The following is a 24,370-nucleotide window of genomic DNA, read 5'->3' as shown; positions in this document are numbered from 1 at the left end:
GGGCCGAGCCGACGCCCGCGTGCTCCCCGGTGCGCACGCACCAGGGGTCGGCCCGGGTGTCGCCGGTCGCGCCGGCGAAGACCAGCGTCCAGTCGTCGGTGGCCAGCGCCAGCCAGTCCGCGGGCCGTCCGTGCACCGCCGCCCCGCCCTCGCCGTCGGCGCTGAAGACGTGCGGGGGCTCCGGGCGCGCGGGGACGGTCCAGAAGAAGCCGCCCGCGCCGCCCGCCCCGCCGATGCCGATCTCCTGGCCGGTCACATTGGTGAGGGCGGAGGTGAAGTCCAGTGCCCAGCACCCCGCGCCGAGGCCCCGTACGGCCACCGTCCGGCGCTCCAGCAGCAGGTGCCGCCCGCCGGCCGTCCACGACAGCTCCTCCACGAACCCGTCGGGGTCGCGCAGCAGCCAGCTGAGGTGGCGCTGGCTCCCCCGGGGGTCCAGCCGGTCCGGGCCGCCCCGGAAGTCCCGTCCCGCCACCTCGGGGACGGCCATGGACACACCCAGGCGCGCCGGGTGCTCGGCGGGCCGCAGCCCGGTGACGGTGACGCCGCCGAGGGTGCGCACGGGGTGCAGATATGGGCCGGGGGCGAACGTGCCGGGCAGCCGGGGGCGGTGCACATACGTCCCGACGGCCCGGTTCTCATGGCGCAGCACGGTGTGCGGCGGACGGCGGGTGAGGGAGGGTGTCGGCGGGTTCGGGGGGCTTACAGGTGTCATGGGTGCGGGACCTCCGCGGGGGGTGCGGCCCAGGGGGCGCGCAGTTCCGAGTACAGGGCGAGGCGTTCGGCGCCGGCGGTGACCAGTCGGTCGATGCCGGGCACCACACGCCGCTTGGCGGCCCGCGGGGCGACGCCCGCACCGGGCTCGGTGCGCCAGGCGTCCGCGGGCAGCGGGACCGGTGCGGGGGCGGTGCGGACCGCCTCGACGACGCGCATGAACGCGCCGGTGCGGTCCGGTGGGACGAGCAGTTCGGTGCCGTGGCGCAGATGCGCGACCAGGTTGTCCAGCAGGTCGGTGCGCGCGTGGTCGGTGGTCTCGGGCGGCGCTCCGTCGCGTTCGACGCGGACCCGGTCCAGCTTGTACCAGAAGGTGATCCGGCCCCGGTCGCCGTGGACGGTCACGTACGGCTCACCGGGCTCCTCCGCGCACAGGGTGACGGCGGCGGCGACGGCGGTGCCACCGGCGGTGCGGATCCGTACGCAGGAGGTGTCGTCGGCCTCGATGGCGTTGGCCCGGTACAGCTCCAGTTCGATACCGGTCACGTCCTCGGCCCGGTCGGCGCCGCCGAGCCACAGGGCGGTGGCGACGGCGTGGGCCAGGGGGTTGGTGAGGACGCCGTCGACGACGTCACGGCCGTCGAGGGTGCGGTGTCCGGCCCAGGGGGCGCGGGTGTAGTAGTCCTCGTCGCGGGCCCACGCCCCGGCCGCGCCGATGCCGCGTACCGCCCCTACGCGGCCGTCGGACACCAGTTTCCGGATGGCGGGGAGGGCGTGGGAGCCGAGCGACTGGAAGCCGATCTGGCAGGCGGCGCCGTAGCCGCGCAGCCCTTCGACCATCCGGGTGAACTCGGCGTACGAGGGTGTGGGCGGTTTCTCCAGCAGAACGTGCGCACCGCGCTCGGCGGCGGCGAGGGCGAGGTCGGCGTGGGTGTGGATGGGCGTGCTGATGACGGCGATCCGGGCGCCGGTCCGGGTCACCAGTCCGGCCAGGTCGGCGGACTGCTCGGGCTCGCCCAGCCCGTCGCCCAGCTCCTCCGCGGTGAGCGGCCTGAGGTCGCACACCCCGGCGAGCCGGACCTTTCCCTCGGCGGTCAGCCGGCGGATGTTGTCCAGATGCCAGCGGCCGTGCCCTCGGGCGCCCGCGAGGACCACGGGCATCGGTTCCTCGGCCGGGGCCGCCCCTCGTTCCCGGGAGTGCGTCATGTCCATGCTTGGATCTCCTTGCTCGTTCACCAACGGTTGTGCCAGTGACCGGGTGCGCCGGCTGCCGACCTGTCAACTCCTGCCCCGGGCCGCCAGGCCCCTCACCGGGGCCGACGGACGACCCAGCCGGGGCCGACGGACGACCGGGCCGAAGGCCGTCAGGTGACCCGGGCCGGAGGCCGCCAGGCTCCTGACCGGGTTCGTCAGGCCCCTCACCCGGGCCATCGGGCGACCGGGCCGGTCACGCCCCCGACCCGGCCGGTCAGCCCTTGACCGCCCCCGCGCTGAAGCCGGTGATCAGCCACTTCTGGATGAAGGCGAAGACGATGACCACCGGCACCGCCGCGATCACCCCGCCCGCCGCCAGCGCGCCCAGGTCGATGCTGTCCGCGCCGATCAGGGTGTTGAGGCCGACCGGGATGGTCTGCCTGTCCTGGGAGCTGAGGAACATCAGCGCGAACAGGAAGTGGTTCCAGCTGTGCACGAAGGCGAAGGAACCGACCGCGATCAGCCCGGGGCGCAGCAGCGGCAGCAGCACCGCGCAGAAGGCCCGGAAGCGGCCGCAGCCGTCGACCCACGCCTGCTCCTCCAGCGACACCGGCACGTTCTTGATGAAGCCGCTGAGGAGGATGATCGACAGGGGCAGCTGGAAGACCGTCTCCGCGATGACCACGGACCCCAGCGAGTTGATCATCTGCAGGTTCTTGAAGATCTCGAAGAGCGGCACCAGCATCAGCGCGCCCGGGATGAACTGCGAGGTCAGCAGCGCCAGCATGAAGCCCTTTTTGACCGCGAAGTCGAAGCGGGCCAGGGCATAGCCGCCGGCCAGCGCGACCGCCGTCGTCATCACCAGCGACGAGACGCCGACGATCATGCTGTTCTGGAAGAAGCCCCCGAAGCTGCGCTCGTTCCAGACCTTATGGAAGTGCTCACCGGTGACCGGCCAGGGGACCAGCGCGTTCGAGCCCGCGGGCCGCAGCGCGAACAGCAGCATCCAGTAGAACGGGACGAGAGTGAACAGCAGGTACAGGCACAGCGGCAGATAGATCTGCCAGCGCGGTACGTCCCGGTCCGGTCCGCGCCGGCGCTTCCCGCGGACGGCGGGCGGCGGGGCGGGCAGAGTGCCCTTCTCGGTGAGTGCGGCGGTCACTTGGTGTCGCCTCCGAACTTGCTCAGGCGCAGGTAGAGGATCGAGCAGAAGAGGAGGATCACGAAGGCGACGGTGGTCAGCGCGGAGGCGTAGCCGAAGTCGTGGCCGTTGATCCCGGTGTTGGCGACGTACAGCGGAAGGGTGGTGGTCTGCCCGGCCGGTCCGCCGCCGGTGAGGGTGTAGAGCAGATCGACGTTGTTGAACTCCCACACCCCGCGCAGCAGGGTGGACAGGACGATCGCGTCCCTCAGATGCGGCAGGGTGATGTGGAAGAACCGCCGCGCCCGGCCCGCGCCGTCGACCGAGGCCGCCTCGTACAGGTCCTTGGGGATCGACTGGAGGTCGGCGAGGACGAGGATCGCGAAGAACGGGACACCGCGCCAGAGTTCGGCGACGACGGCGGCCCAGAAGACGGTCCCGGTGTCGGAGAGCACCGAGGTGCCGTAGCTGCCGATCCCGGCGTCCGCGAGATAGCGGCTGATACCCGTCGAGGGGTTGTACAGCAGCATCCAGATGGTGGTGGTCAGCACCCCGGACACGGCCCAGGGCGAGAAGACCAGGGCGCGGGCGAGGCCGCGGCCGAGGAAGGTCTGGTTGACCAGCAGGGCGAGCGCGAGGCCGAGCAGCAGCTGTAACAGCACCTCGGTGACGACCCATTTGCCGCTGAAGACGAGGGTGTCCCAGAACTGCGGATCGTCGGTGAGGATCCGGGTGAAGTTGTCGAAGCCGGCCCAGCCGTTCCGCCAGGGCTTGGTGACGTTGTCGTTCCGCAGGCTGTAGTACAGGACGCTGAGCATCGGGTAGGCGATGAAGCCCAGCATCAGCAGCCCGGCGGGGGCGATCAGCAGATACGGGAGGCGGCGGGCCGGTCCTCCGGTACGGCGCCGGGTCACCCGGGGTGGTTTCGCCACGGCGTCGGCCATGACTGCTTCTCCGTTCTCAGGGTTTCGGGACGTACACGGGGCTCGGGGCTCGGGACGTACACGGGACGGGCGGGTGAAGCGCTTACCGAATGTCGTTCGACATCCCGGACACACAAGGTGCTGTCGGTGCCGCGCTGTTCGGCGCCGGGTGTGCGTCAGCCCGCGTAGGGTTCGGGAACCGCCCCGGGGCGGGCCAGGAAGCGGAAGTCGCAGCCGGTGTCGGCCTGGGTCATCTGCTCCTGGTAGAGCGCGCCGTAACCGCGCTCGTAGCGGGGCGGCGGGGCCGACCACAGCGCCCGGCGCCGCTCCAGTTCGGCGTCGTCCACCTCCATCCGCAGCACCCGCGCCGCGACGTCGAGGGTGACCGGATCGCCGTCGCGGACCAGGGCGAGCGGGCCGCCCACATACGACTCGGGCGCGATGTGCAGCACACAGGCCCCGTAACTGGTGCCGCTCATCCGGGCGTCGGAGATCCGCACCATGTCCCGTACCCCCCGCTTCAGCAGGTGCTCGGGGATCGGCAGCATCCCGTACTCGGGCATTCCGGGACCGCCGAGCGGACCGGCGTTGCGCAGCACCAGCACGCTGTCCTCGGTGATGCCGAGGCCGGGGTCGTTGATGGTGGCCTGCATCGTCTTGTAGTCGTCGAAGACCACGGCGGGGCCGGTGTGCTTCAGCAGCCGGGGCTCGGCCGCGATGTGCTTGATGACCGCGCCGTCGGGGCACAGATTGCCGCGCAGCACCGCCACCCCGCCCTCCTCGGCCAGCGGGTTGTCACGCTCCCGGATCACCTCGGAGTTGTGCACCCCGGCGCCGTCCAGCTGTTCGCGCAGCGTGCGGTGGGCGACGGTGGGGCGGTCCAGGTGCAGGATGTCCGTGAGCCGGGAGAGGAAGCCGGGGAGCCCGCCGGCGAAGTGGAAGTCCTCCATCAGATACCGGCCGCCGGGCCGCAGATCGGCCAGCACGGGGACGGTACGGGCGATCCGGTCGAAGTCGTCGAGGGTGAGCCGCACCCCGGACCGGCCCGCCATGGCGATCAGGTGGATCACCGCGTTGGTGGAGCCGCCGAGGGCGAGCACGGTCGCGACCGCGTCCTCGTACGCCTCCCGGGTGAGGATCTCCGAGAGTCTGAGGTCCTGCCGGACCAGCTCGACGACGCGCAGCCCGGAGGCGGCGGCCATCCGGTCGTGCCCGGAGTCCACGGCCGGGATGGACGAGGCGCCGGGCACGGTCACGCCCAGCGCCTCGGCGGCGGCCGTCAGCGTGGAGGCGGTGCCCATGGTCATGCAGTGGCCGGGCGAGCGGGCCAGCCCGCGCTCCAGCTCGGACAACTCGCACTCGCCGATCAGCCCGGCCCGCTTGTCGTCCCAGTACTTCCACATGTCGGTGCCCGAGCCCAGCACCTCGTCGCGCCAGTGCCCCGGCAGCATCGGCCCGGCGGGGACGAAGACCGTCGGCAGGTCGACGGTGGCCGCGCCCATCAGGAGCGCCGGGGTGGACTTGTCGCAGCCGCCCAGCAGCACGACGCCGTCGACCGGATAGGAGCGGCACAGCTCCTCGGTCTCCATGGCGAGGAGGTTGCGGTAGAGCATGGGGGTGGGCTTCTGGAAGGTCTCGGAGAGCGTGGAGACCGGGAACTCCAGGGGGAAGCCGCCCGCCTGCCAGACCCCGCGCTTGACCGCCTGGGCGCGGTCGCGCAGGTGCACATGGCAGGGGTTGATGTCGCTCCAGGTGTTGAGGATCGCGATGACCGGCTTGCCCAGGTGCTCCTCGGGGAGGTAGCCGAGCTGGCGGGTGCGGGCCCGGTGGCTGAACGAGCGCAGGCCCTCGGTGCCGTACCACTGGTGGCTGCGCAGCTCCTCCGGACGCTTGCGACTCCTCTCCGGGGCGCTCATGCCGACCACCCCTCGACGATCGCGGCGACCTCCGCGCGTCCGGTCTCGGGCAGCGGCTTGCTCGGGGGGCGGACGTCGCGCCGGCACAGGCCCATCGCGGCAAGCGCTTCCTTGACGACCGTGACGTTGTTGGCGGACTGCCGCTCGGCCCTGAGATCCTCGAACCGCCGGATCTGCTCCCACACCTTCATCGCGCCCGGGTAGTCCCCCGCGCGCAGCGCGCCCAGCATGTTGAGCGAGACGTTGGGGGCCACGTTGACCAGGCCCGAGGTGAAGCCGGTGGCGCCGACCGCCCAGTAGGAGGGCGCGTACAGCTCGGCGAGCCCGGCCACCCAGACGAACCGGTCCAGCCCGGCGTCGCGCGCCACGGCGGCGAAGCGGGTGGCGTCGTGGACCGCGTACTTGACCCCGACCACATTGGGGCAGCCCTCGCCGAGCCGGGCGATGGCCGCGCCCTCGATGAGCGGATTGCGCAGATACGGCACCACGCCCAGCTCGGGGACGGACTCGGCGATGGTGCGGTGGTAGTCGATCCAGCCGTCCTGGGCGACGTACGGATGCACCGGCTGGTGGACCATGACCATGTCGGCCCCGGCCGAGCGGGCGTGGCGGGCGGCCTGGACCGCCGTGGCCGCGTCATGGCCGACGCCGACCAGGACGGCGGCCCGGCCGGCGGCCTCCTCGACGGTCAGCTCGGTGACCAGCCGGCGCTCTTCGAGGGTGAGGGCGTAGAACTCTCCGGTGTTGCCGTTCGGGGTGACGGCCTTGACCCCGCCGTCGAGGAGCCGGCGGAGCAGGGCGCGGTAGGCGGCGCGGTCCACGGCGCCCTCGGCGTCGTACGGAGTCACCGGAATCGCCACGACATCCGCGAGCGCCGTCCTCAGCGGTGAGAAGTCCATACGAACCCTTTCTCTCGATGGCGGCATCGGGACGAGCTGTTCGGATGGTGCTGGGGTCGGCGACCGGGGCCGCCGGGTGCTACTCCCCGTCCGGGAAGGCGCGCTGGACGAAGGAGGCGATGTGGTCGTGGAGCGCGCGGGCCGCCCCGTCGGCGTCGCCGTCGAGCGCGCGGGCCAGGATCTCCCGGTGCTCACGGGCCTCCTGCTCCCAGGAGGGCACCGCCTGCCAGGCGACGGCGGAGACCAGCGCGGCCTGGTCGCGCAGCTCGTCGAGCATCCCGGCGAGCAGGGGGTTGCCGCAGGGCAGGTAGAGCGCCCGGTGGAAGTCGCGGTTGGCGAGCGAGCGGTCGGCCGGATCGGCGGCCGCGTCCGACCGCTCCAGCGCGGCCCCGGCGGCCTCAAGACCGGCCCGTGCGGTGACGGTCCGCCGCAGCGCCTCGGGCTCCAGGAGCAGCCGCACATCGTAGACGGCGTGTGCCATCGCGGTGTCGACGGTCCTGACGGTGGCGCCCTTGTACTCGCTCATCACCACGAGCCCACGCCCCGCGAGGGTCTTGAGCGCCTCCCGCACGGGCGTCTTGGACACCCCGAACTGCGCCGCCAACTCGGCCTCCACCAGCGGCTGCCCGGGGCGCAGCTGTCCGGTGAGGATCGCGTGCTTGACGGCCTCCAGCACGTACTGGGTGCGGGAGGGGATCGGGCTCGGGGCGATGTCCATGAGCGGCTCTCAGATCTCACATATCGCGTCTCATATATGACGTACGAAGTACGACGCGACGAAGTTAGGGCGGCCTCAAGGGTTCGTCAACGCTTCTGACGAAAATCGCGCACCCCGGCCGGTCCCCCGCGCCCACGCCGCCGACTCGCCCCCGGCACCGCTGGTGTGACCCGGATGAGGGTGGGATCAGCGACGACCGGCCCGGCCCCACCCAGTACCCGGCCCGGGCCCGGCTCAGCCCAGCCCGACGCAGCCCAGCCCCGCCCCGGCTCAGCCCGGACCCGGCTCAGCCCGGACCCGGCTCAGCCCGCCCGGCCCGTGCTCAGTTCGGTGAGGGCGGTGCGGACGGCTGCGAGGTCCTGGTCCGAGGCCAGGCCCGCGTGGTACAGGCGGATTTCGTCCGCGCCGAGCCGCGCGGCGTGGGCCGCGTCCCGGGCCAGCGTCGCCGGGCTGCCGCCCATCCCCGTCACCACCGTGAAGTTGGCGGCGAGCACGGTCCGTTCGCTCCGGTGCGGGACGAAGGGCGGCAGCACCGCCGAGCGCGCCGCCTCGCCCCCCGTGCACGGCAGCACGACCCCGTCCGCCTGCGCCAGCACATCGGCCGGGTCCACGCCGACGTTGGCGCCGGACCGGTGCGGGGCCGGGTCGGCGTGCAGCAGAACCCGGAAATCCGTTTCCGCCGCCGCCCTTACCGCCGCCACGGCCTCGGCCCGCAGACTGCTGGCGACCCGGTCGCGCCAGGCCGCGAAGACGGCGGCGCGGTCGGCGCCGAGGAGCTTCTCGGCCTCGGCCCACTCCCCCGCGCGGTCGCCGCCGCCCGCTGCCGTCTCGCCCGCCCACACCGGGCGCAGGGCGCGCACGACCGCCCGGCGCAGTTCCTCGGCGTCGGCGCCGAGCCCCTCGTAGCCCGCGCCGCAGCTGTCGCAGAAGCACAGCGACATCAGGTACTGCCCGGCACCGCCCAGCGGCGCGCCGTCGATCTTGTCGTGGGCGTGCAGATGGGCGAGCCCGTACCAGCCGCAGGACTCCAGCTCGGTGCCCTTGGCGCCGGGCCGTACGGCGGCCTCGGCGGCCAGGTCCACCAGATAGGCGCGCACCTCGGGGCGGGCGACGCACGGCGCCCACGGGTAGCGGTCGCCATAGGCGTTGCGCACCGCGATCGACGGGTGCTCCTCGCCCAGCCGGGAGTTGTGCGCGAGCACCACCCAGGTGTGGACCTCCAGCCCGGCGTCGGCCAGCGCGGCGGCCGCCTCGCCGTACGGGTCGTCGCCGGGCACCCACGACTGCCGGTACGGGCGCAGCTCGCGGCCCTGCCAGCGCCCGGCGTCCGGCGGATAGAGCACGGCGGCGTGCCGGGCGGTGACGATGCGGTGGTCCGGGTGACGCGGGGTCAGGGCCCGGGTGGAGTGGTAGGCGGAGGCCAGCGTCACCTGCTGGACGCCGAGGTCGGCGATGCGGCGCGCGGCGTCCGGGTCTCCGACGACGTCCCAGGGGTAGACGAAGGCGGAGGCTCTCACCGCGCCGCTCCGTCGCCGACCAGCGCCAGACCGCGCTCGATCAGCTCGGCGAGCTCCTTGACGTGGGCGGGGCTGGGCTCGCTCAGCGGCGACCGCACCTCGCCCACCTCCAGCCCGCGCAGCCGGACCCCCGCCTTGACCAGCGACACGGCGTAACCGCGGCCCTGGTTGCGGAGTTCGACCAACGGCCGGTAGAAGCCGTCGAGCAGCTTGTTGACGGTCTCGTCGTCGCCCGTCAGGAGCGCCTTATGGAAGGCGAGGGCGATCTCGGGGACGAAGCAGAAGACGGCGGAGGAGTAGAGCGTGACACCGATCCCGCGGTAGGCGAGGCCGGTCAGCTCGGCGGTCGGCAGCCCGTTGAAGTAGAGGAAGTCCTCACCGGGGGCCTCCGCCCGCACCGCGCTCACGACGCGCTGCATCAGGTCGAGGTCGCCGACGCCGTCCTTGAGGCCGATGACACCGGGCACGTTGGCGAGCCGGGCCACGGACTCCGGGTTCAGGACGGCGTTGTCCCGCTGGTAGACGATGATGTCGAGGCCGGTGGCGCCCGCGAGGGCGCTGTAATGGCGGATCAGCCCCTCCTGACCGGCCACGACCAGATAGGGCGGCATGGCGAGCAGCCCGTCCGCCCCGGCCCGCTCGGCGCGCTTGGCGTACTGAATGGCCAGCGCGGTGCCGTATCCGGCGCCCGCGACCACCGGCACCCGCCCGGCGGCCTCCTCCACGGCGGCGGCGACGCAGTCGTGGAACTCCTCGGGCGTCAGGGCGTGGAACTCCCCGGTGCCGCAGCACGCGAAGACGGCCGCCGCCCCCGCCTCGATCCCGGCACGGACGTGCGCGCGGTAGACCTCCAGGTCCACGGCACCATCGGGACCATAGGCGGTCACGGGGAAGAACAGCAGACCGTCAAGGCGCTCGGCGAGTGAAGTCGAGGTCACGGGCTTCTCCCTGTCGCGTACACCGCGCCGTCATCCACCGACGAACTGTGCACGTTTCTGATCGTCATCTATATTCGTGAACACATGCACGGTAAGGCAGCCGCCGCCAACCGGTCAAGGGTGCCCACGGAGCCGCCGCCAACTTGAACGTGCTGGTCAGGGTCCTGGCGTGGCAGGGATCGTGGATTGTCGTGCTGTTGGTGGGCGGTTGTGTGGGACTTGTGCTTGCCGCTGTAGTTTTGCGGTTGGTTTTGCCGGTGTGGCGGCGGGTGCGGATCAGGGCGCCGTCCAGCAGCACGACCTCGCCGCCGCCTCGGGCGATCTTCTTCAGGGCGCGGTCCAAGCGCGGGGCCTTGGCCGCGAGCAAAGCGATCACCTCGTCGCACCAGCGGCGGATCGTGGCGGGGGGCGGAGATGTCGTTGCCGCCGGCCAGGTCGGCGGCGCGCTGGTCGTGGCGCAGCACCGCCAGCCCCCGGCGAGCCCATGGGCACCTTTGACGCCCGCTCATTTCGTTGAGCCCGCACCTGTGGTCATGTTGCCTATCGGCATCGAACTGTCAGTACCGCTGGTGTCCGCTTGGCTATAGCAGGGAGTTAAACGTGCAGGACATGGTCGTCGACCCCGGTGCCCACAATCGGGCAGCCTGGGACAAGTATGTCCAGGAGGGCAACGAGTGGACGAGGCCGGTGAGCACTGAGGATGTCGAGCGTGCCCGCATGGGCGACTGGTCGATTGTTCTCATCGGGCGTGAGCCAGTCGACCGCTCCTGGCTGCCGACGGACCTGACCGGCAAGGACGTGTTGTGCCTGGCCTCCGGCGGCGGCCAGCAGGGTCCGATCCTCGCCGCCGCGGGGGCGCGGGTCACCGTGTTCGACAACTCGCCCCGCCAGCTCGGCCAGGATCAGATGGTGGCGGCGCGCGACGGGCTTGAGCTGCGCACCGTCCTGGGTGACATGCGCGACCTCAGCGCCTTCGGCAACGCGGCATTCGACGTTGTGTTCCACCCGGTCTCGAACGTATTCGTACCCGACGTGGCGCCGGTGTGGCGTGAGTGCTTCCGCGTCCTGCGACCAGGCGGAACTCTGCTCGCGGGCTTCCTCAACCCTGATGTGTACTTGTTCGACCACGAGGCCCTCGACGAGCGCGGCGAGCTGGTCGTCGTACACAAGCTGCCCTACAGCGATGTCACGCAGTACTCCGCCGAGGAACGCGCCACGAAGTTCGGCGCGGATGCCCCTCTTGAACATAGTCACACCCTCGCCGACCAGATCGCCGCGGGGTTCGTCCTCACCGGCTTCGCAGAAGCACCGCACCAATCCAACGCATCCGCCCCATACATGTCGCACTATTTTGCGACGCTGGCGGTAAAGCCAGGCTGACCCAGCCGCGACGCCGGCCGAGACGGCCGTGAACAAGTGAACCCGCAGGAGGGCCGCACTCTTGACGGTCCATCCGCCGATCCTTACGGTGTCCATGAATCTGAACCACATACACGGATAAAAACCACATCACCCGACAGCATCCCGACACCAGCATCGTCACGGAGGAGATCCGCCCATGCCCGCTCCCCGCACCGTCCTCCTCACCGGCGCCGCCGGCGGCATGGGCACCTTGATGCGCGAGCTGCTGCCGGCGTACGGATACCAGCTGCGGCTGCTCGACCAGCTCCCCATCGAGGGCGAGCCGGACGCGATCACCGCGGACCTGTCCGACCGGGACGCCCTGCGCGAAGCGGTACGGGACGTCGACGCGATCATCCATCTCGCGGGCATCTCCCTGGAAGCCCCGTTCGAGAAGATCCTGCGGGCCAATATCGAGGGCACGTACAACCTGTACGAGGCGGCCCGGGAGGCGGGCGTCCGCCGTGTCGTCTTCGCCTCCAGCAACCACGCCGTGGGCTTCACCCCGCGCCCGGCCGAGACCCCCGTGCCCGGCGCATCACTCATCCCGCTCGACACCCCGCGCCGCCCCGACACCTTCTACGGGCTGTCGAAGTCGTTCGGCGAGGACCTGGCCTCGCTCTACTGGGACAAGCACGGCATCGAGACGGTCGCCATCCGCATCGGCTCCTGCTTCCCCGAGCCGACGACGGTCCGCATGCTGTCCATCTGGATGAGCCCGGCGGACGGCGCCCGGCTGCTCCACGCCGCCCTCACGGCGGAGAACGTGGGCTACACCATGGTCTACGGCAGCTCGGCCAACACCCGCCTGTGGTGGGACCTTTCCTCGGCCCGCGCCCTGGGGTACGAGCCGAGGGACGACTCCGAGCCGTACGCCGCGAAGCTGATCGCCGAGCAGGGGGAGCTGGACCCGGACAACCCCGACCACGCGTATCTCGGCGGCGCGTTCTGTACCAACCCGCCCATCTGGCCGCGCTGAGGCAGCGCCGGGGTCGGGGCCGGGCCTGAGCCGGGGCGGGCCTGAGCACGGGCGGGCCTGAGCCGGGGCCACGTTGCCCGTGCGGGGCCTTGCCTATCCGGGCCTTGCCCGTATGGTCTCGCCTATCCGGGCCTCGCCTATACGGGCCTTGCCGTGCGGTCTCGCCTGTACGGGCCCGTGCGGGTCTTGCCCGTACGGGCGGGCTCTTGTGCGTGGGGGCGCCGCTCACCGAGGCGAGGTGGTGGTGAGCATGGGTCCGGGGGTGGGGGGCGCGGCGCCGCCGCCGGCCGCCGGGCCGGTTGGATGCCGGGGCCGTGGCGGCTCAGCGGCGCGAGGGGCAAGATCCGATCCGGACTGCGACCCGGTGGGCCCTCCGGGTACCCCTCCAAAAAACGCTTGATATGACGCAACTAATTTGTCAAACGTTTTCCGGAGGGGTACCTGACCCCCGGCAGTCCGGCGTCAGCCCGCGCCCCGGAACACAGGTGCCGCCACCGGGACCCGCCCCCACCGGCCCGCCGCCCGGCGACGAGGGCCGGGCCGGGCACCCCCTGCCCCGTTGCTCACATGCGCCGAAGGCGCGAGACGGCGCCGCACCCGACCGAGCCGCCCAATCCCGAACGGCCCAGCCTGAACAGCAGAGCCCCGACAACTCAGCCTGAACGGCCCAGCGGGAACGGCTCAGCCTGGACAGCCCCAGCGCGCACGGCTCAGCCCGGACAGCCCAGCCCGAACGGCTCAGCCCGAACAGCACAGCCCGAGCAGCACAGCGCGCACGGCTCAGCCCGAACAGCACAGCCCGAGCGGCCCAGCCCGAACGGCCCAGCCCGGACAGCTCAGCCCGAACAACTCAGCCGGAGCAGCACAGGCCGAGCGGTCCAGCCGGGACACTCAGCCCACCGTCTTGGCCCACTCCTCCACCGTCGTGACCTCGGCCTGCCGGGGGAACACCTTCTCGGTGAGCACCCGGTGGACCTCCTCATCGGCGTCGGCACAGCCGTCGGCCAGCACGGTGAGCCGGTAGTCCAGGTCGGCGGCCTGGCGCAGCGTGGACAGGACGACGCCGCTGGTCGCGATACCGGCCAGGACGAGGTGGGAGATACCGCCGGACCGCAGCACCAGCTCCAGGTCGCTCCCGGCGAACGCGCTGAACCGCTTCTTGGTGATCACGGCCTCGTCGGGCCGGGGTGCGACATCGGGGTGGACGGCCGCGTTCGGGTCCCCGGGGCCGAACGCGCCCTCGGGCAGGCCGCTGAACGCCTTGTTGCGGTCACAGATGTCGGAACGACCGGACCGGAAGCCCAGCACGACGTGCAGGACCGGAATCCCGGCGGCACGGGCGGCGTCGATCGCGCGGCGCACGCGCGGCAGGTAATCGGCGTCCTTGATGTGGCTCACCATGGCCGCTTGGAGGTCCATCGCGAGCAGAGCGGTGTTGTTCGTGGTCACGTTCATGAAGCCTTTCGCTGCTGTGGTTCGTGCGGAGAAGAGGAGTCGGACGAGGAATCGGGCGAAGAATCGGGCGAGGCGCCGTCGGGCCCGATCCGCCCCAGCGAGCGGTCCACGACCGTCACCGCCAGGAACAGACCGGCGACGGCGAGCATGAACCAGGCCAGGCCGTGCAGCCCGGCGGTGTCGGCGCGGGCGCCGAAGAAGGCGCCGTTGGCGCTGGAGGCGACCATCGCGCCGAGGTAGAAGAACGTACGGAGCAACCCCGCCGAGGAACCCGTCCGTTCCGGATCGGCCTGGTGGTACACCGCGTTCTGCAGGGCGAGGTTGTTCAGCCCCTGCGGTACGCCGAAGACGAGCGCGACCGCGATCAGCAGCCACACCGCGCTGTGCGGCTGGAGCAGGAGCAGCAGGACGCAGGTGGCGATCTGCGCCACACCGCCCACCAGGAGCTTGCCGCGCACCTCGGCGCGGCGGCCGGTCACGGAGGACACCGCGATACCGGTCAGGAACAGCGGCAGTTGGGCCAGCCCCGCCTGCGACGCCGTCAGCCCCCGGCCGTCCTGGAGCCACTGGGTGTAGCCGTACAGAAAGACGTAGGAGACGACGGAGGTGAGGAGGGCACGGCCGTAGGTGAGCAGCAGGGGCGCGTTGCCACCGAACACCCGCAGGTCGATGAACGGCTCGGCCGCCCGCAGCTCCCGCACCGCGAATCCGGCCGCCGCCAGCGCCATCAGCACCGGCAGGTACCAGCGGTCGGCCCGGGGCTCCATCAGGAACAGCAGCAGCGAGACCAGCATGACGGCGAACAGCGCCATACCGGGCAGGTCCAGCCGGACCCCCTGCTCGGCGCGCTCCTTCCGGGGCGCCTTGGGCAGCCGCCGGGCGCCGAGGACCAGACCGGCCGCCGCGAGGGGGATGTTGACGGCGAACGTGGTGCGCCAGCCGCCGAGCCCGATCAGCAGCCCGCCCAGGGGCGGGCCGACGACGGCGACGGTCTGACTGGCGACCGCGAGCGCCGCGAGGATTCCGGCGGGGCTGTCCCGGCCGGTCCGCCGGGCCTCGCTGCGGATGAGGGACATCGAGGCCGGATAGCCCGCACAGGTGCCGAACCCGAGCACCACGCGGGAGACGATCAGCACGCCCAGGTTCGGGGCCAGCAGCCCGATCAGCCCCGCGATCCCCGTCAGCGTCGTCCCAATGAGGAAGAGACGGCGCGGTCCGTAGAGGTCGATCATCCGGCCCACCACCGGCTGGCCTATCGCGGTGGCCAGATAGAGCGCGGACACCAGCCAGGCCGTCTGCGACGGCGGCGCCCCGAACGCGGCGCCGATGGGCACCAACGACACCGAGATGATCGAGGAGTTGACCGGGTTCAGCACCGAACCCAGCATCATCGGGGCCAGTAGCCTCCGGTCGAAGGCGCTCTCCTTGTCCGCGTCCGCCGTGGCCCGTCGTCGCACGAGCCGGGCGAGCCGCGCCAGCCGCGCGATCACGCGCGGGTGAGCCGGTCCAGCAGGGCCAGCGCCTCGAGGATGGTCTGCCGTTCCGCTTCCGTGTAGCCGGTTTCCAGGGACCGGGCGAGCCACTCCTCGCCCGCCCGCCGCTTGTCGGCCAGGAACGCGCCGCCGGTTTCGGTCAGCGAGACCAGCTGCCGCCGCCCGTCATCGGGGTCGGGGCGCCGCCGGATCAGCCCGCGCTCGTCCAGTACGGAGAGCGTGGCCGCCATCGACTGCGGCCGTACGCGTTCGGCCGCCGCCAGAGCGCTGGCCGAGGCCGGGCCCTCCTTGCTGAGCCTGCTGAGCACGGACGTCTGGGAGGGGGTGAGCTGCTCGTTGTCGTACGTCTCCTTGAACCGCCGCCGCAGCCGGCCGATCACCACGCGGATCTCATGCGCGGCGCGCACGGCGGACGCGGACATGCCGCGAGGGGTCTCTGCCATGCCCCTCACGGTAATTCCTTCAGCCCAGGCTGTCCAGTTTCAACTGAACAGTTTCGGCTGTCTAATGCGGCGCGCTCCGGCCCGGCGTACGCCGGAGGGGCCGTCAGCAGGCTGACGGCCCCTCATCAAAGATCGCGGTGAGTCAGACGTTCGCGCTCGCGCTCGCGGTGAACCCTACGAACTCGGCCCACTCGTGGGCGGCGAAGGTGAGGATCGGACCGGTGCTGTTCTTGCTGTCCCGGACGTGCACGGTGTCGGGACGGCACGAGGCGACCTCGACGCAGTCGCCGCCCTCACCCCCGCTGTAGCTGCTCTTACGCCAATCCATGGCGACCTCGACACACTGGCCGCCCTCGCCGCCGCTGTAGCTGCTCTTGAACCACACCAACTGGCCTATGTTCTCGCTCATAGCTCCCCCAGCAACTTCTCGATGAAGATGGACGACTCCCGTGGCGTGAGAGCCTGGGCCCGGATGATTCCATACCGCGCGGCGATGGCGCGGACTTCTTCCCGGTCGGTGAGCAAGGTACTGCGCCCCTGGCCTTCGAGATATGCGATCTGTTCGCTCCCCCTGGGGGTCATCAGCGTGAAAGGTCCGTCTATACCGGCGTTGTCCTCCCGGCTGAGGGGCATCACCTGAATCTCCACATTGCGCTTCTCTCCGACGAGAAGCAGCTGCTCCAACTGTCCACGGAGAACCTGCACCCCGCCGAACGGTCGCCGTAGGACAGACTCCTCGATGACGAAGCCCAGGAGGGGAGCAGGGCGCGTACCGAAAATCGCTTGGCGCTCCATGCGTGCGGCAACTCGCTGCTCAATGACCTCTTCGTCCAGGTGCGGACGGCGCATCGTGAACGTCGCTCGCGCGTAGTCCTCCGTCTGCAAGAGACCGTTCACCACATGCGTGTCGTACACCTGGACCTCAACCGCCACCGCCTCCAACCGCGCCGCATCGCGGAAGAACGCCGGATACCGCGCGTGCGCCAGCTCCTCCTTCATCGCCCCCAGCACGCCACCCGCACCCAGCACCTCATCGGCCTTGTCGACCAGCTCCGGCTTGGGAATCCGCCGTCCGCATTCGACCGACGCCACCTGGTCCGCGCTGTACCCGACGAGCGCCCCTAATTCCGCCTGGGTGAGTCCGGCCCGTTCCCGGAACAGCTTCACCTGCCTGCCGAAGCCCCTGAGGAACGGGGACCGTTCCGTACCCGCCACGTCGCATCCCTCCCATCACACTTGGCGTGCACGTACAGGCACTGTCCGTACACGCGCGCTTGCTGGTCAGGCTAGGCACAGCGCCGCAAGGCTCGTGCCCATGACGACCGAAAATGCCCCCTCACGAGGTACAGCCCAGGGACAACCAACCCCCGCGCCTGGCGAGTTCGCCATGCGTTTCACCTCGACACCGCGCGGTGCGCGCCTCGCCCGGCGGCTCGTGGCGCACCGACTCGCCGCGTGGGGCTACCCGTACGATTCCGGCCCCAACGCGACCGCGACCCTGATCACGAGCGAGCTGGCGGCGAACGCCGTACGGCACGGCCGCGTCCCGGGGCGGGACTTCCACGTACGGCTGACCGCGCCCGTGGGCGGCGACCCGGCCGGGACGATCCGGATCGAGGTGTCGGACACCCGCGCCGAGGGGCGGCCCGCGCCCACCGCCACCGCCGCCGCGCCCGACGCCGAGACGGGGCGCGGCCTCTACCTCGTGTCGCGGCTCGCCGAGCGCTGGGCGGTCGGGCCCCGGCCCGGCGGCGGACCCGGGAAGACCGTATGGGCCGAGATCGCGACCGGGAGCAAGCCCTCAGACCGCTCCGGCCCGTTCCAGCGCCCGTAGGGCCATCCGACGTGAGATGCCGACCGGGTCGGCCACCGCCGACAGCCCGTACAGCACCGTGGCGCCCTCGTGGAGCAGCAGCAGCTCGTCCGCCAGCTCATCGGGGGCGGCCACGTCCGCGTCCTCGCACAGTTGCCGCAGATAGCCCCGCAGCCAGCGCTTCTGGTCGGCGATCACCTGCCGGGCCGGATGGCCGGCGTCCGGCAGTTCGGCCGCCGCGTTGACGAATCCGCAGCCGCGCGGGTTCTCGCGGCGCATCCACGCGGCGAGGGCGTCGAAGGTGGCCAGGACGCGGTCCGCCGGGGGCGCCGCCGGGGGCGACTTGTCGACCTCGGCGGTGAGCCAGGCCCGCCACCGCTCGTCGCGCTCCCGCAGATACGCGGCGACCAGCGCTTCCTTGGAGCCGAAGCGCTCGTACAGCGTCTTCTTCGTGACTCCGGCGCGTTTGGCGATCAGATCCACGCCGACCGCGTTGATCCCCCGCCCGTAGAACAGCTCGGCGGCGGCGTCGAGGACGCGGCGGGCGGCGGGCGTGAGCGCTTCCGTACGCGCTTGCACGGGTGATCACCTCCAGGTCCGGGTTGACGGACGGGTATACCGATCTGTTTAGTCTAGTGGGCGAGGAACTAAACAGACCGGTATACCCGGTACCCGATCCGACCGGAACGAGGACGCCCATGCCCCTCAGCACCGCCGTCACCTCCGTCGGCCTCGTCGTGATGTGGAGCTCCGGCTTCATCGGAGCCGAGTTCGGCACCCGGGAGGCCACCGCCGACACCCTGCTGATGTGGCGCTTCGTCGCGGCGGCAGCGGTGCTGGGCGGCGCCTGGGCGCTGCTGAGGCGCCGCAGGCTCCCCCTGCGCGCCGTGGCCGAGCAGACGGCGATCGGCGTCCTCTCGCAGGGCGGCTACCTCGGTGGGGTTGTCTGGGCGGTCGGGCTCGGCGTCCCGTCCGGCACCACCGCGCTGATCGCCGCGCTGCAGCCGCTCGCGGCGGGCGCGCTGGCCGGGCGGCTGCTCGGGGAGACGGTCAGCCCGCGCCAGTGGGCGGGGCTGGCCATCGGCCTGGGCGGGGTCGCGCTCGTCGTCCAAGGCGATCTGTCGGCGGGCACCGCCTCCGCCCCGGCCTGGGCGTACGGCCTGCCCTTCGCGGCGATGGCGGCGCTGCTGGCCGCGAGCTTCCTGGAGCGGAAGGCACGGGCGCCGCTCGGCCCCATGGACGCCGTACCGCTCCACTGCCTGGTCAGCGCCGTGCTGTTCACCGGGGTCGCGCTGGCCGGAGGCCATGCCGCGCCCCCGCCGAGCGGGACCTTCTGGACGGCGGTGGCCTGGACGTTCCTGCTCTCCACGGTCGGCGGCTACGGCTTCTACTGGCTGAGCCTGCGCCGCAGCGGCGTCACCCGCACCAGCGCGCTGATCTACCTCACGCCCCCGACCACGCTGGTGTGGGCGTACGCGATGTTCGGGGACGCGCCCGGGTGGACGGCGCTCGCGGGCATGGCGGTGTGCGTGGTCGGGGTGACGGCCGCCACCGCGCGCCGTCCCGTGCGCCGCTCCGCGCGACGCCCGGACCGGTCGGCACGGCTCGCGGAGGATCCGGCCCGTGAGGGGACGGTGTCGCGGGTGCCGGCCGAGTAGTTCGTGGACGGAGCGCACACAGGTCAAGGAACCGTAAAGCGGGGACGTTCGTTACCCCGGGCATGACCGCAATGACACCCGGCTCGAACCTCCCGCTCCCCGTTGCGCGCGTGGCGGTTGATGTCACCGCCCCGGTGCGGCTCGACGTATCGGGCCTGCTGCTCACCGCCAACGGCAAGGTGCGATCCGACGACGACTTCGTCTTCTACAACCAGCCCACCGGACCTGGGGTGACCCACCGCGCCGGGACGGCGGGCGCGGGCGACACCATCACCGTGGACACCGGCGCGGTGCCCGCCGACATCGAGAAGATCGTGGTGACCGCGAGCCTGGACGCCCCCGGGGCGACCTTCGCGGGCACCGAGCCGACCGCCACCGTGCGCGGCGCCGACGACGGCGCCGTGATCGCCACCTTCACCCCGCCCCGGCTGGGCAGCGAGACCGCGCTGGTGGTCGTGGAGGTCTACCGGCGCAACGGGGCCTGGAAGGTGCGCGCCGTCGGGCAGGGCTACGCCAACGGGCTCGCGGGCATCGCCACCGACTTCGGTGTGACGGTCGAGGAGCCCTCCGCACCGGCCGCCCACGCCACCCAGTCGCCGCCCCCGCCGAGCGGTCCGCCCGCCGGTTTCCAGCCCCCGCCGCCCATGCCGACCGCCCCGCCGCCCGTTCCCCCGGCCGCGCCGCCCGCCGCCGCCCCGGCCCCGGGCACCGGGAAGGTCAACCTGGACAAGGGCCGGGTGAGCCTGCAGAAGAACCAGACGGTCTCCCTGGTCAAGGGCGGCCGCCCGGTGCTCAGCTCGGTGAAGATGGGCCTGGGCTGGGAGCCCGCCTTCCGCGGCAAGGACATCGATCTGGACGCGTCCGTGATCGCCTTCGGTGTCGACCGCAAGAAGATCGACGCCTGCTTCTTCGGCAAGCTGGCCATCCTCAACGGCGCCATCCAGCACTCCGGCGACAACCTCACGGGTGAGGGCGGGGGCGACGACGAGTCCATCACCGTCCACCTCGGGGGTCTGCCGCCCGAGGTCACCGGTCTGGTCTTCACGGTCAACTCCTTCTCCGGCCAGAAGTTCACCGATGTGGCCAAGGCGTACTGCCGCCTGCTCGACGCGCAGACCGGCGAGGAGCTGGTCCGCTTCGACCTCACCCACGCCGAGCCGCGCACGGGCGTGATGATGGCGAAGATGATCAAGCAGTTCTCGGGTGAGTGGGAGATGACGGCGATGGGCGAGTACGTGGACTCGCGCACCGTGCGCGGCATGGCCAAGCCCGCGGGCAAGGCCCTGTGAACCATCCCGCCCGCCCCGCGCCGGGTGTTTCCGGATAACGGATTATTAAACCGATTGCTAAACTGGTCGCATGCATGAGGAATCAGTGGAGCCGGGGATCGGGGAGGGACCTGCGAAGGCGCTCAGCGTGTCCCTCCCCGAGGGAACGGTGCGGGCGCTGCGGGACCGTGCGGGCAACCGCGGCGTCTCCGCCCTTGTCGCAGCGGCCATCGAGGAGCACCTGCGCAACCAGGCCACTCGCGAGAATCTCGCCGAGTTCGAGAAGGACCACGGCCCCTTCACGGTCGAGGAGCGGCAAGCGGCCGCGGACGTCTGGTCCACGGCCGAAAGCAAGGAGTCCCGTTGGCGCGAGGCCGGCTGACCGGGGGCGGCAGCTTGGTGCTGGACAGCCAAGGGCTGTCGCTCTACCTCGAAGAGGACCGGGCCGTGATGAACATGGTTCGTTCCGCGCTGGACCGCGGCGCCGACCGAGTAGTCAGCGGAGCCACCCTCATCGAAGCCCAGCACAACGGCATCAAGCGCGCCCGCTGGCACGATGTGCTGTCGCAACTGCGCGTCGAGCCGCTCAGCGTCGACTGGTCCAAGGAGGCCGCGCTGCTCCTGCGGGACACCGGCCTGCACGGCCATACATACGCCATCGACGCCATGGTGGCCGTCACCGCGCTCCACCAACCGGGCCCCGTCGTCATGCTGACCTCGGACACGGATGACATGGCAAAGCTGTGTGGAGAGAGGATCACGCTTGTCGCCGTCTGACATGCGGCCGTACGGATCATCGGACGCGGATTGCCACCAAGCCGTGCGGCGGCAGGTCGAGCGAGTCCTTCTCGCCGAGCTGACCGCCCAGTACGAGGCCCAGCACGGGATGCTGAGCCCAGCGGAAGTCAACGCGGCGCGGGCACTTCTTCGCGGCCAACCGGTCAGCTGCGCATGCCGGGCTCATGCGCACGGCTCAGCATGCGCTGACGCGGTGACATAGCGGCTGGCGCTGAAACGGAACCCGGGCCGGGGCCGGAGTCGCCGGACAGGCCCGCCACGCGGGCCAGGCGGCGGTAGGAGTCCAACAGCGCCTCGCGGTCGTAGCTGCTCGTCGTGACCAGCACCTCGTCGGCGCCGCTGCGCCCGATCAGCTCCTCCAGCGCGGCGGCGACCTCGTCCTCCGTGCCGTACAACTGGCCGCTCAGGCCCCGCTCGTAGAAGCCGCGCTCCTTCCCGGTCATCTCCCGGGCCTCGATCTCCGCCACCGGGGCCAGCGGCGGGAAGACGCCGTGGGTACGGGAGTACGCCATCGCCCATGCCTCGGGGAGCAGCAGCCTGCGGGCCTCGTGAGTGGTCTCCGCGACCGCGACATTGCCCGAGACGACGACGTACGGGACGGAGGACCACGCCGAGGGGCGGAAGCCCGTGCGGTAGCGGTCGATCGCGCGCAGCATCTCCTCCCGGCCCCGCAGGTCGCCGATGACGAGAGACAGCCCCGCCTCGGCCGCCAGATCGGCGCCCGCCCCCGTCGCCAGGACGAAGACGGGCAGCCGCAGCCCCTCCGCCGGGTGGGCGTGGACCTGGGGGTAGGCGCCCTGCTCACCGGTGAACCAGCCGAGCAGCTCGGCCAGCTGGGCGCCGAACTCCCGGGCCGCGTCCTTCTCGGCGCCCAGGGCGCGGCGGATGCCGTCGGTGAAGCCGACGGAGCGGCCCAGGCCCATGTCGATCCGGCCCGGGAAGAGGGATTCCAGCACCCCGAACTGCTCGGCGACCACCAGCGGGCGGTGGTTCGGCAGCATCACCCCGCCCGTGCCCACCCGGATGCGGGCCGTCGCCGCCGCGACGGCGGACGCCAGCACCGTGGGCGCCGAACCGGCGACGCCGGGCACGCTGTGGTGCTCGGAGACCCAGAAGCGGTGGTAGCCCAGGGCCTCGGCCGCTTGCGCGAACCGTACGGTGTCGCGCAGCGCCTGCGACCGCTCCCGGCCCTGACGGGTGCGGGAGCGGTCCAGGACGGAGAAGGGCGTGGTGCGCAGGCGTGAGGTCACCTTCACGTCAACGCGCGCCCCGACCGGGAGGATTCCCCGGCCGCGGCGGGGAGGTCCCCCGGCCGTGGGTCCCCCGGCCCGGCCGGGAGCCGGGAGGACCGGGAGCCCGGCCGGGCCGGGAGCCGGGAGGACCCACGGCCCTCCCGCCCCGGCGCCCGGCGTCAGCGCTGGCGACGCCAGGGGCCGGTGATCGCGAGCATGATGCCCGGCACCTGGATGTTGGCGAACAGCGTCGATCCGTCGGGCGAGAAGACCACCCCGGTGAACTCGCTGAACTCCGGCTCCTCGGCGGTGCCGATGTTCAGCTCGTTGCGCGCGATCGGGTACGTCCGGCCGTCCTCGGTGGCGCCGAAGAGGTGCTGGATGCCCTCGCCGTCCTCGGCGATGACCAGACCGCCGTACGGCGAGACGGTGATGTTGTCCGGGCCATCGAAGGCGCCGTCCTTCGACGGGTCGGGGTTGACGCCGAGCAGCACCTTGAGGGTGAGGGTGCGCCGCTTGGGGTCGTAGAACCAGACCTGGCCGTCGTGCTGGACCGGGCTCTCCTCACGGGCGAACGAGGACACGATGTACGCACCGCCGTCCGCCCACCACATGCCCTCCAGCTTGCGCGCCCGGGTGATCTGGCCGTCGGCGAACTGCTTGCGCACCGACACGGACTTCGCGTCGCGGTCCGGCACCGGTACCCAGTCCACGCCGTAGACCGTGCCCGTCCTGGTGGCGCGCGAGAGGTCGTCGACGAAGCTGCCGCCGGAGTCGTAGCACTTGGGCGCCTGCAGCACCCCCGCGTCGTCGGCCAGCGTGCGCAGCTTGCCGCGCCCGTGCTCGAAGCCCTGCGGCGGAACCCACCGGTAGAGGAGGCCGTTCGGTCCGGAGGCGTCCTCGGTGAGGTAGAGGTGGCCTCGCTTGGGGTCCACGACGACGGCCTCGTGGGCGTACCGGCCCAGGGCCTTGATCGGCTTCGGGTCGCGGTTGGCCTTGCGGTCGTGGGGGTCGACCTCGAAGACGTAGCCGTGGTCCTTGGTCATGCCGTTCCGGCCGGCCTTGTCCTCGGTCTCCTCGCAGGTCAGCCAGGTGCCCCAGGGGGTGCGGCCACCGGCGCAGTTGGTGGCGGTACCCGCGATGCCGACCCACTCGGTGACGTGGTCGCCGTGCTTGGATACCTCGACCACGGTGCAGCCGCCGGAGGCCGCCGGGTCGTAGACCAGACCGTCGGCCAGCGGGACCGGGTGCGGCCACTTGCTCCGGGGGCCGCCCAACTCGTGGTTGTTGACCAGCAGCGTCGCACCGCGCGGGCCCTCGAAGGTGGCGGTCCCGTCGTGGTTGGACGGGGTGGACTCGCCGGACTCCAGCTTCGTCTCGCCGGTGCGGGTGATGATCTTGTAGCTGAAGCCCTTGGGGAGGGCCAGGATGCCCTTGGGGTCCGCGATCAGCGGACCGTAGCCGAGCGACGGTCCGCCGTGACCGGGACGGCCCACGGCACCCGCCTCGGTGGCCTCAGCTGCGAGCGCGCCGGGCGCGGTGGCGAGCACCCCGGCGCTTCCGACCAGGGCGACCCCGGCCCCGGTGTACGCGGAACGCTTCGCGAAGTCTCTTCGGCTGAGCGACATGTCTTCTCCCGAACGCAGGATGGTCCTCCGGACTGCGGCCATACGTTCCCGTCTCCGGCCGAACACCAGTTGAACGGGGCGCGACATCAACGGACGAATGGCCGCCGACTCCGTGTACGCGGCGCGGGGCACCACGTCTCCGCGCGGCGAGGGCCACGCCAGCGGTCGGCGGACGCCCCGCACCGCGCCTCCCGGGAGAACCGGGTCAGCTCCCGGACCGGCCCGGCCGCGCGCCCGGCCGGGCG

25 protein-coding genes are annotated in these 24,370 nt (G+C 71.8%); 7 read left to right on the top strand and 18 right to left on the bottom strand.

The features are described 5' to 3' along the window. From AXW62_RS30550 to AXW62_RS44940, 10 genes are all read right to left on the bottom strand, one after another. On the bottom strand, positions 1–712 hold a 712-nt coding region (locus AXW62_RS30550; RefSeq protein ID WP_060947368.1), incomplete at its 3' end, for a DUF6807 family protein. Beyond that, positions 709–1,923: a Gfo/Idh/MocA family protein gene (locus AXW62_RS30545; RefSeq protein ID WP_060947363.1), complete on the bottom strand. Its 1,215-nt coding sequence runs from the start codon at positions 1,921–1,923 to the stop codon at positions 709–711. The genes AXW62_RS30550 and AXW62_RS30545, both read right to left, overlap by 4 nt. 256 nt (positions 1,924–2,179) lie before the next feature. Then, on the bottom strand, positions 2,180–3,067 hold the full coding sequence (locus tag AXW62_RS30540; protein ID WP_060947362.1) for a carbohydrate ABC transporter permease: 888 nt from the start codon (positions 3,065–3,067) through the stop codon (positions 2,180–2,182). Next, positions 3,064–3,990 (bottom strand): carbohydrate ABC transporter permease, encoded by a 927-nt coding sequence (locus tag AXW62_RS30535; RefSeq protein WP_060947361.1) that lies wholly within the window; start codon positions 3,988–3,990, stop codon positions 3,064–3,066. The genes AXW62_RS30540 and AXW62_RS30535 overlap by 4 nt, the downstream gene beginning before the upstream one ends. 155 nt (positions 3,991–4,145) lie before the next feature. After that, a complete protein-coding gene (gene araD, locus AXW62_RS30530; RefSeq protein WP_060947367.1) occupies positions 4,146–5,885 on the bottom strand; it encodes an L-arabinonate dehydratase in 1,740 nt (579 codons plus the stop codon). Next, complete coding sequence (locus AXW62_RS30525; protein WP_060947360.1) at positions 5,882–6,784, bottom strand: dihydrodipicolinate synthase family protein; 903 nt, start codon at positions 6,782–6,784, stop codon at positions 5,882–5,884. The genes araD and AXW62_RS30525 overlap by 4 nt, the downstream gene beginning before the upstream one ends. 79 nt (positions 6,785–6,863) lie before the next feature. Further along, positions 6,864–7,502 (bottom strand): GntR family transcriptional regulator, encoded by a 639-nt coding sequence (locus AXW62_RS30520; protein ID WP_060947359.1) that lies wholly within the window; start codon positions 7,500–7,502, stop codon positions 6,864–6,866. A 302-nt stretch (positions 7,503–7,804) separates the two neighbouring features. Next, positions 7,805–9,019, bottom strand: coding sequence for a hypothetical protein (locus tag AXW62_RS30515; RefSeq protein WP_060947358.1), 1,215 nt, complete (start codon positions 9,017–9,019; stop codon positions 7,805–7,807). Continuing rightward, positions 9,016–9,957 carry a 5-dehydro-4-deoxyglucarate dehydratase gene (locus AXW62_RS30510; RefSeq protein ID WP_060947357.1) on the bottom strand — a complete coding sequence of 314 codons (942 nt, stop codon included), beginning with the start codon at positions 9,955–9,957 and terminating at the stop codon, positions 9,016–9,018. Before AXW62_RS30510 ends, AXW62_RS30515 begins: the two co-directional genes overlap by 4 nt. Before the next feature lie 64 nt (positions 9,958–10,021). Beyond that, positions 10,022–10,333: a hypothetical protein gene (locus AXW62_RS44940; protein ID WP_174556452.1), complete on the bottom strand. Its 312-nt coding sequence runs from the start codon at positions 10,331–10,333 to the stop codon at positions 10,022–10,024. 224 nt (positions 10,334–10,557) lie between these two features. On the opposite strand from AXW62_RS44940, the gene AXW62_RS30500 reads away from it, so the two are divergent. Beyond that, the gene (locus AXW62_RS30500) at positions 10,558–11,337 is read left to right on the top strand and encodes a class I SAM-dependent methyltransferase (RefSeq protein ID WP_060947355.1); all 780 of its coding nucleotides are present in this window, start codon (positions 10,558–10,560) and stop codon (positions 11,335–11,337) included. A 178-nt stretch (positions 11,338–11,515) separates the two neighbouring features. Beyond that, positions 11,516–12,337 (top strand): NAD-dependent epimerase/dehydratase family protein, encoded by an 822-nt coding sequence (locus AXW62_RS30495; protein ID WP_060947354.1) that lies wholly within the window; start codon positions 11,516–11,518, stop codon positions 12,335–12,337. Positions 12,338–13,228: 891 nt separating this feature from the next. Here AXW62_RS30495 and AXW62_RS30490 read toward each other — a convergent pair. The 5 genes from AXW62_RS30490 to AXW62_RS30470 form a co-directional block, all read right to left on the bottom strand. Next, the gene (locus AXW62_RS30490; RefSeq protein WP_060947353.1) at positions 13,229–13,792 is read right to left on the bottom strand and encodes a cysteine hydrolase family protein; all 564 of its coding nucleotides are present in this window, start codon (positions 13,790–13,792) and stop codon (positions 13,229–13,231) included. Continuing rightward, entirely contained in the window at positions 13,789–15,183 is a 1,395-nt protein-coding gene (locus AXW62_RS30485) for an MFS transporter (RefSeq protein WP_079115881.1), read from the bottom strand. Before AXW62_RS30485 ends, AXW62_RS30490 begins: the two co-directional genes overlap by 4 nt. Positions 15,184–15,278: 95 nt before the next feature. After that, the gene (locus AXW62_RS30480; protein ID WP_060947352.1) at positions 15,279–15,728 is read right to left on the bottom strand and encodes a MarR family winged helix-turn-helix transcriptional regulator; all 450 of its coding nucleotides are present in this window, start codon (positions 15,726–15,728) and stop codon (positions 15,279–15,281) included. Between the two features lie 142 nt (positions 15,729–15,870). Further along, positions 15,871–16,137 carry a DUF397 domain-containing protein gene (locus tag AXW62_RS30475; RefSeq protein WP_060947351.1) on the bottom strand — a complete coding sequence of 89 codons (267 nt, stop codon included), beginning with the start codon at positions 16,135–16,137 and terminating at the stop codon, positions 15,871–15,873. Further along, positions 16,134–16,943, bottom strand: coding sequence for a helix-turn-helix domain-containing protein (locus tag AXW62_RS30470; RefSeq protein WP_060947350.1), 810 nt, complete (start codon positions 16,941–16,943; stop codon positions 16,134–16,136). Before AXW62_RS30470 ends, AXW62_RS30475 begins: the two co-directional genes overlap by 4 nt. A 172-nt stretch (positions 16,944–17,115) precedes the next feature. On the opposite strand from AXW62_RS30470, the gene AXW62_RS30465 reads away from it, so the two are divergent. Beyond that, positions 17,116–17,562, top strand: a complete 447-nt coding sequence (locus AXW62_RS30465; RefSeq protein ID WP_060947349.1) for an ATP-binding protein — start codon at positions 17,116–17,118, stop codon at positions 17,560–17,562. Here AXW62_RS30465 and AXW62_RS30460 read toward each other — a convergent pair. Continuing rightward, complete coding sequence (locus tag AXW62_RS30460) at positions 17,530–18,120, bottom strand: TetR/AcrR family transcriptional regulator (RefSeq protein WP_060947348.1); 591 nt, start codon at positions 18,118–18,120, stop codon at positions 17,530–17,532. The genes AXW62_RS30465 and AXW62_RS30460 overlap by 33 nt on opposite strands. A 119-nt stretch (positions 18,121–18,239) precedes the next feature. Here AXW62_RS30460 and AXW62_RS30455 point away from each other — a divergent pair, with 119 nt between their 5' ends. The 4 genes from AXW62_RS30455 (at position 18,240) to AXW62_RS30440 (ending at position 21,244) form a co-directional block, all read left to right on the top strand. Beyond that, positions 18,240–19,199, top strand: a complete 960-nt coding sequence (locus AXW62_RS30455) for a DMT family transporter (RefSeq protein WP_060947347.1) — start codon at positions 18,240–18,242, stop codon at positions 19,197–19,199. A gap of 71 nt (positions 19,200–19,270) precedes the next feature. Further along, positions 19,271–20,488, top strand: a complete 1,218-nt coding sequence (locus AXW62_RS30450) for a TerD family protein (protein WP_060947365.1) — start codon at positions 19,271–19,273, stop codon at positions 20,486–20,488. A 70-nt stretch (positions 20,489–20,558) separates the two neighbouring features. Beyond that, the gene (locus AXW62_RS30445) at positions 20,559–20,849 is read left to right on the top strand and encodes a hypothetical protein (protein ID WP_063817688.1); all 291 of its coding nucleotides are present in this window, start codon (positions 20,559–20,561) and stop codon (positions 20,847–20,849) included. Beyond that, the gene (locus AXW62_RS30440) at positions 20,831–21,244 is read left to right on the top strand and encodes a PIN domain-containing protein (protein WP_060947345.1); all 414 of its coding nucleotides are present in this window, start codon (positions 20,831–20,833) and stop codon (positions 21,242–21,244) included. Before AXW62_RS30445 ends, AXW62_RS30440 begins: the two co-directional genes overlap by 19 nt. Before the next feature lie 164 nt (positions 21,245–21,408). On the opposite strand, the gene AXW62_RS30435 is transcribed toward AXW62_RS30440, so the two are convergent. Next, on the bottom strand, positions 21,409–22,515 hold the full coding sequence (locus tag AXW62_RS30435) for an LLM class flavin-dependent oxidoreductase (RefSeq protein WP_060947364.1): 1,107 nt from the start codon (positions 22,513–22,515) through the stop codon (positions 21,409–21,411). Positions 22,516–22,676: 161 nt separating this feature from the next. Continuing rightward, positions 22,677–24,125 (bottom strand): alkaline phosphatase PhoX, encoded by a 1,449-nt coding sequence (locus AXW62_RS30430; RefSeq protein WP_060947344.1) that lies wholly within the window; start codon positions 24,123–24,125, stop codon positions 22,677–22,679. Positions 24,126–24,370: the final 245 nt, after the last annotated feature.

The sequence above is a fragment of the Streptomyces hygroscopicus subsp. hygroscopicus genome, from assembly GCF_001553455.1.
In the GTDB taxonomy this organism is placed as follows: Bacteria; Actinomycetota; Actinomycetes; order Streptomycetales; family Streptomycetaceae; genus Streptomyces; species Streptomyces hygroscopicus.
Note: the sequence above shows the minus strand (reverse complement) of the source record. Positions and strands in the feature narration are given on the sequence as shown.

What these genes read in the sequence shown, in the direction of transcription:
- AXW62_RS30525 (WP_060947360.1), bottom strand. Translation starts at nt 6,784, where the DNA reads ATGGACTTCTCACCGCTGAGGACGGCGCTCGCGGATGTCGTGGCGATT.
- AXW62_RS30535 (WP_060947361.1), bottom strand. Translation starts at nt 3,990, where the DNA reads ATGGCCGACGCCGTGGCGAAACCACCCCGGGTGACCCGGCGCCGTACC.
- AXW62_RS30545 (WP_060947363.1), bottom strand. Translation starts at nt 1,923, where the DNA reads ATGGACATGACGCACTCCCGGGAACGAGGGGCGGCCCCGGCCGAGGAA.
- araD (WP_060947367.1), bottom strand. Translation starts at nt 5,885, where the DNA reads ATGAGCGCCCCGGAGAGGAGTCGCAAGCGTCCGGAGGAGCTGCGCAGC.
- AXW62_RS30445 (WP_063817688.1), top strand. Translation starts at nt 20,559, where the DNA reads ATGCATGAGGAATCAGTGGAGCCGGGGATCGGGGAGGGACCTGCGAAG.
- AXW62_RS30490 (WP_060947353.1), bottom strand. Translation starts at nt 13,792, where the DNA reads ATGAACGTGACCACGAACAACACCGCTCTGCTCGCGATGGACCTCCAA.
- AXW62_RS30465 (WP_060947349.1), top strand. Translation starts at nt 17,116, where the DNA reads ATGCGTTTCACCTCGACACCGCGCGGTGCGCGCCTCGCCCGGCGGCTC.
- AXW62_RS30480 (WP_060947352.1), bottom strand. Translation starts at nt 15,728, where the DNA reads ATGGCAGAGACCCCTCGCGGCATGTCCGCGTCCGCCGTGCGCGCCGCG.
- AXW62_RS30455 (WP_060947347.1), top strand. Translation starts at nt 18,240, where the DNA reads ATGCCCCTCAGCACCGCCGTCACCTCCGTCGGCCTCGTCGTGATGTGG.
- AXW62_RS30475 (WP_060947351.1), bottom strand. Translation starts at nt 16,137, where the DNA reads ATGAGCGAGAACATAGGCCAGTTGGTGTGGTTCAAGAGCAGCTACAGC.
- AXW62_RS30520 (WP_060947359.1), bottom strand. Translation starts at nt 7,502, where the DNA reads ATGGACATCGCCCCGAGCCCGATCCCCTCCCGCACCCAGTACGTGCTG.
- AXW62_RS30495 (WP_060947354.1), top strand. Translation starts at nt 11,516, where the DNA reads ATGCCCGCTCCCCGCACCGTCCTCCTCACCGGCGCCGCCGGCGGCATG.
- AXW62_RS30430 (WP_060947344.1), bottom strand. Translation starts at nt 24,125, where the DNA reads ATGTCGCTCAGCCGAAGAGACTTCGCGAAGCGTTCCGCGTACACCGGG.
- AXW62_RS30450 (WP_060947365.1), top strand. Translation starts at nt 19,271, where the DNA reads ATGACACCCGGCTCGAACCTCCCGCTCCCCGTTGCGCGCGTGGCGGTT.
- AXW62_RS30485 (WP_079115881.1), bottom strand. Translation starts at nt 15,183, where the DNA reads ATGATGCTGGGTTCGGTGCTGAACCCGGTCAACTCCTCGATCATCTCG.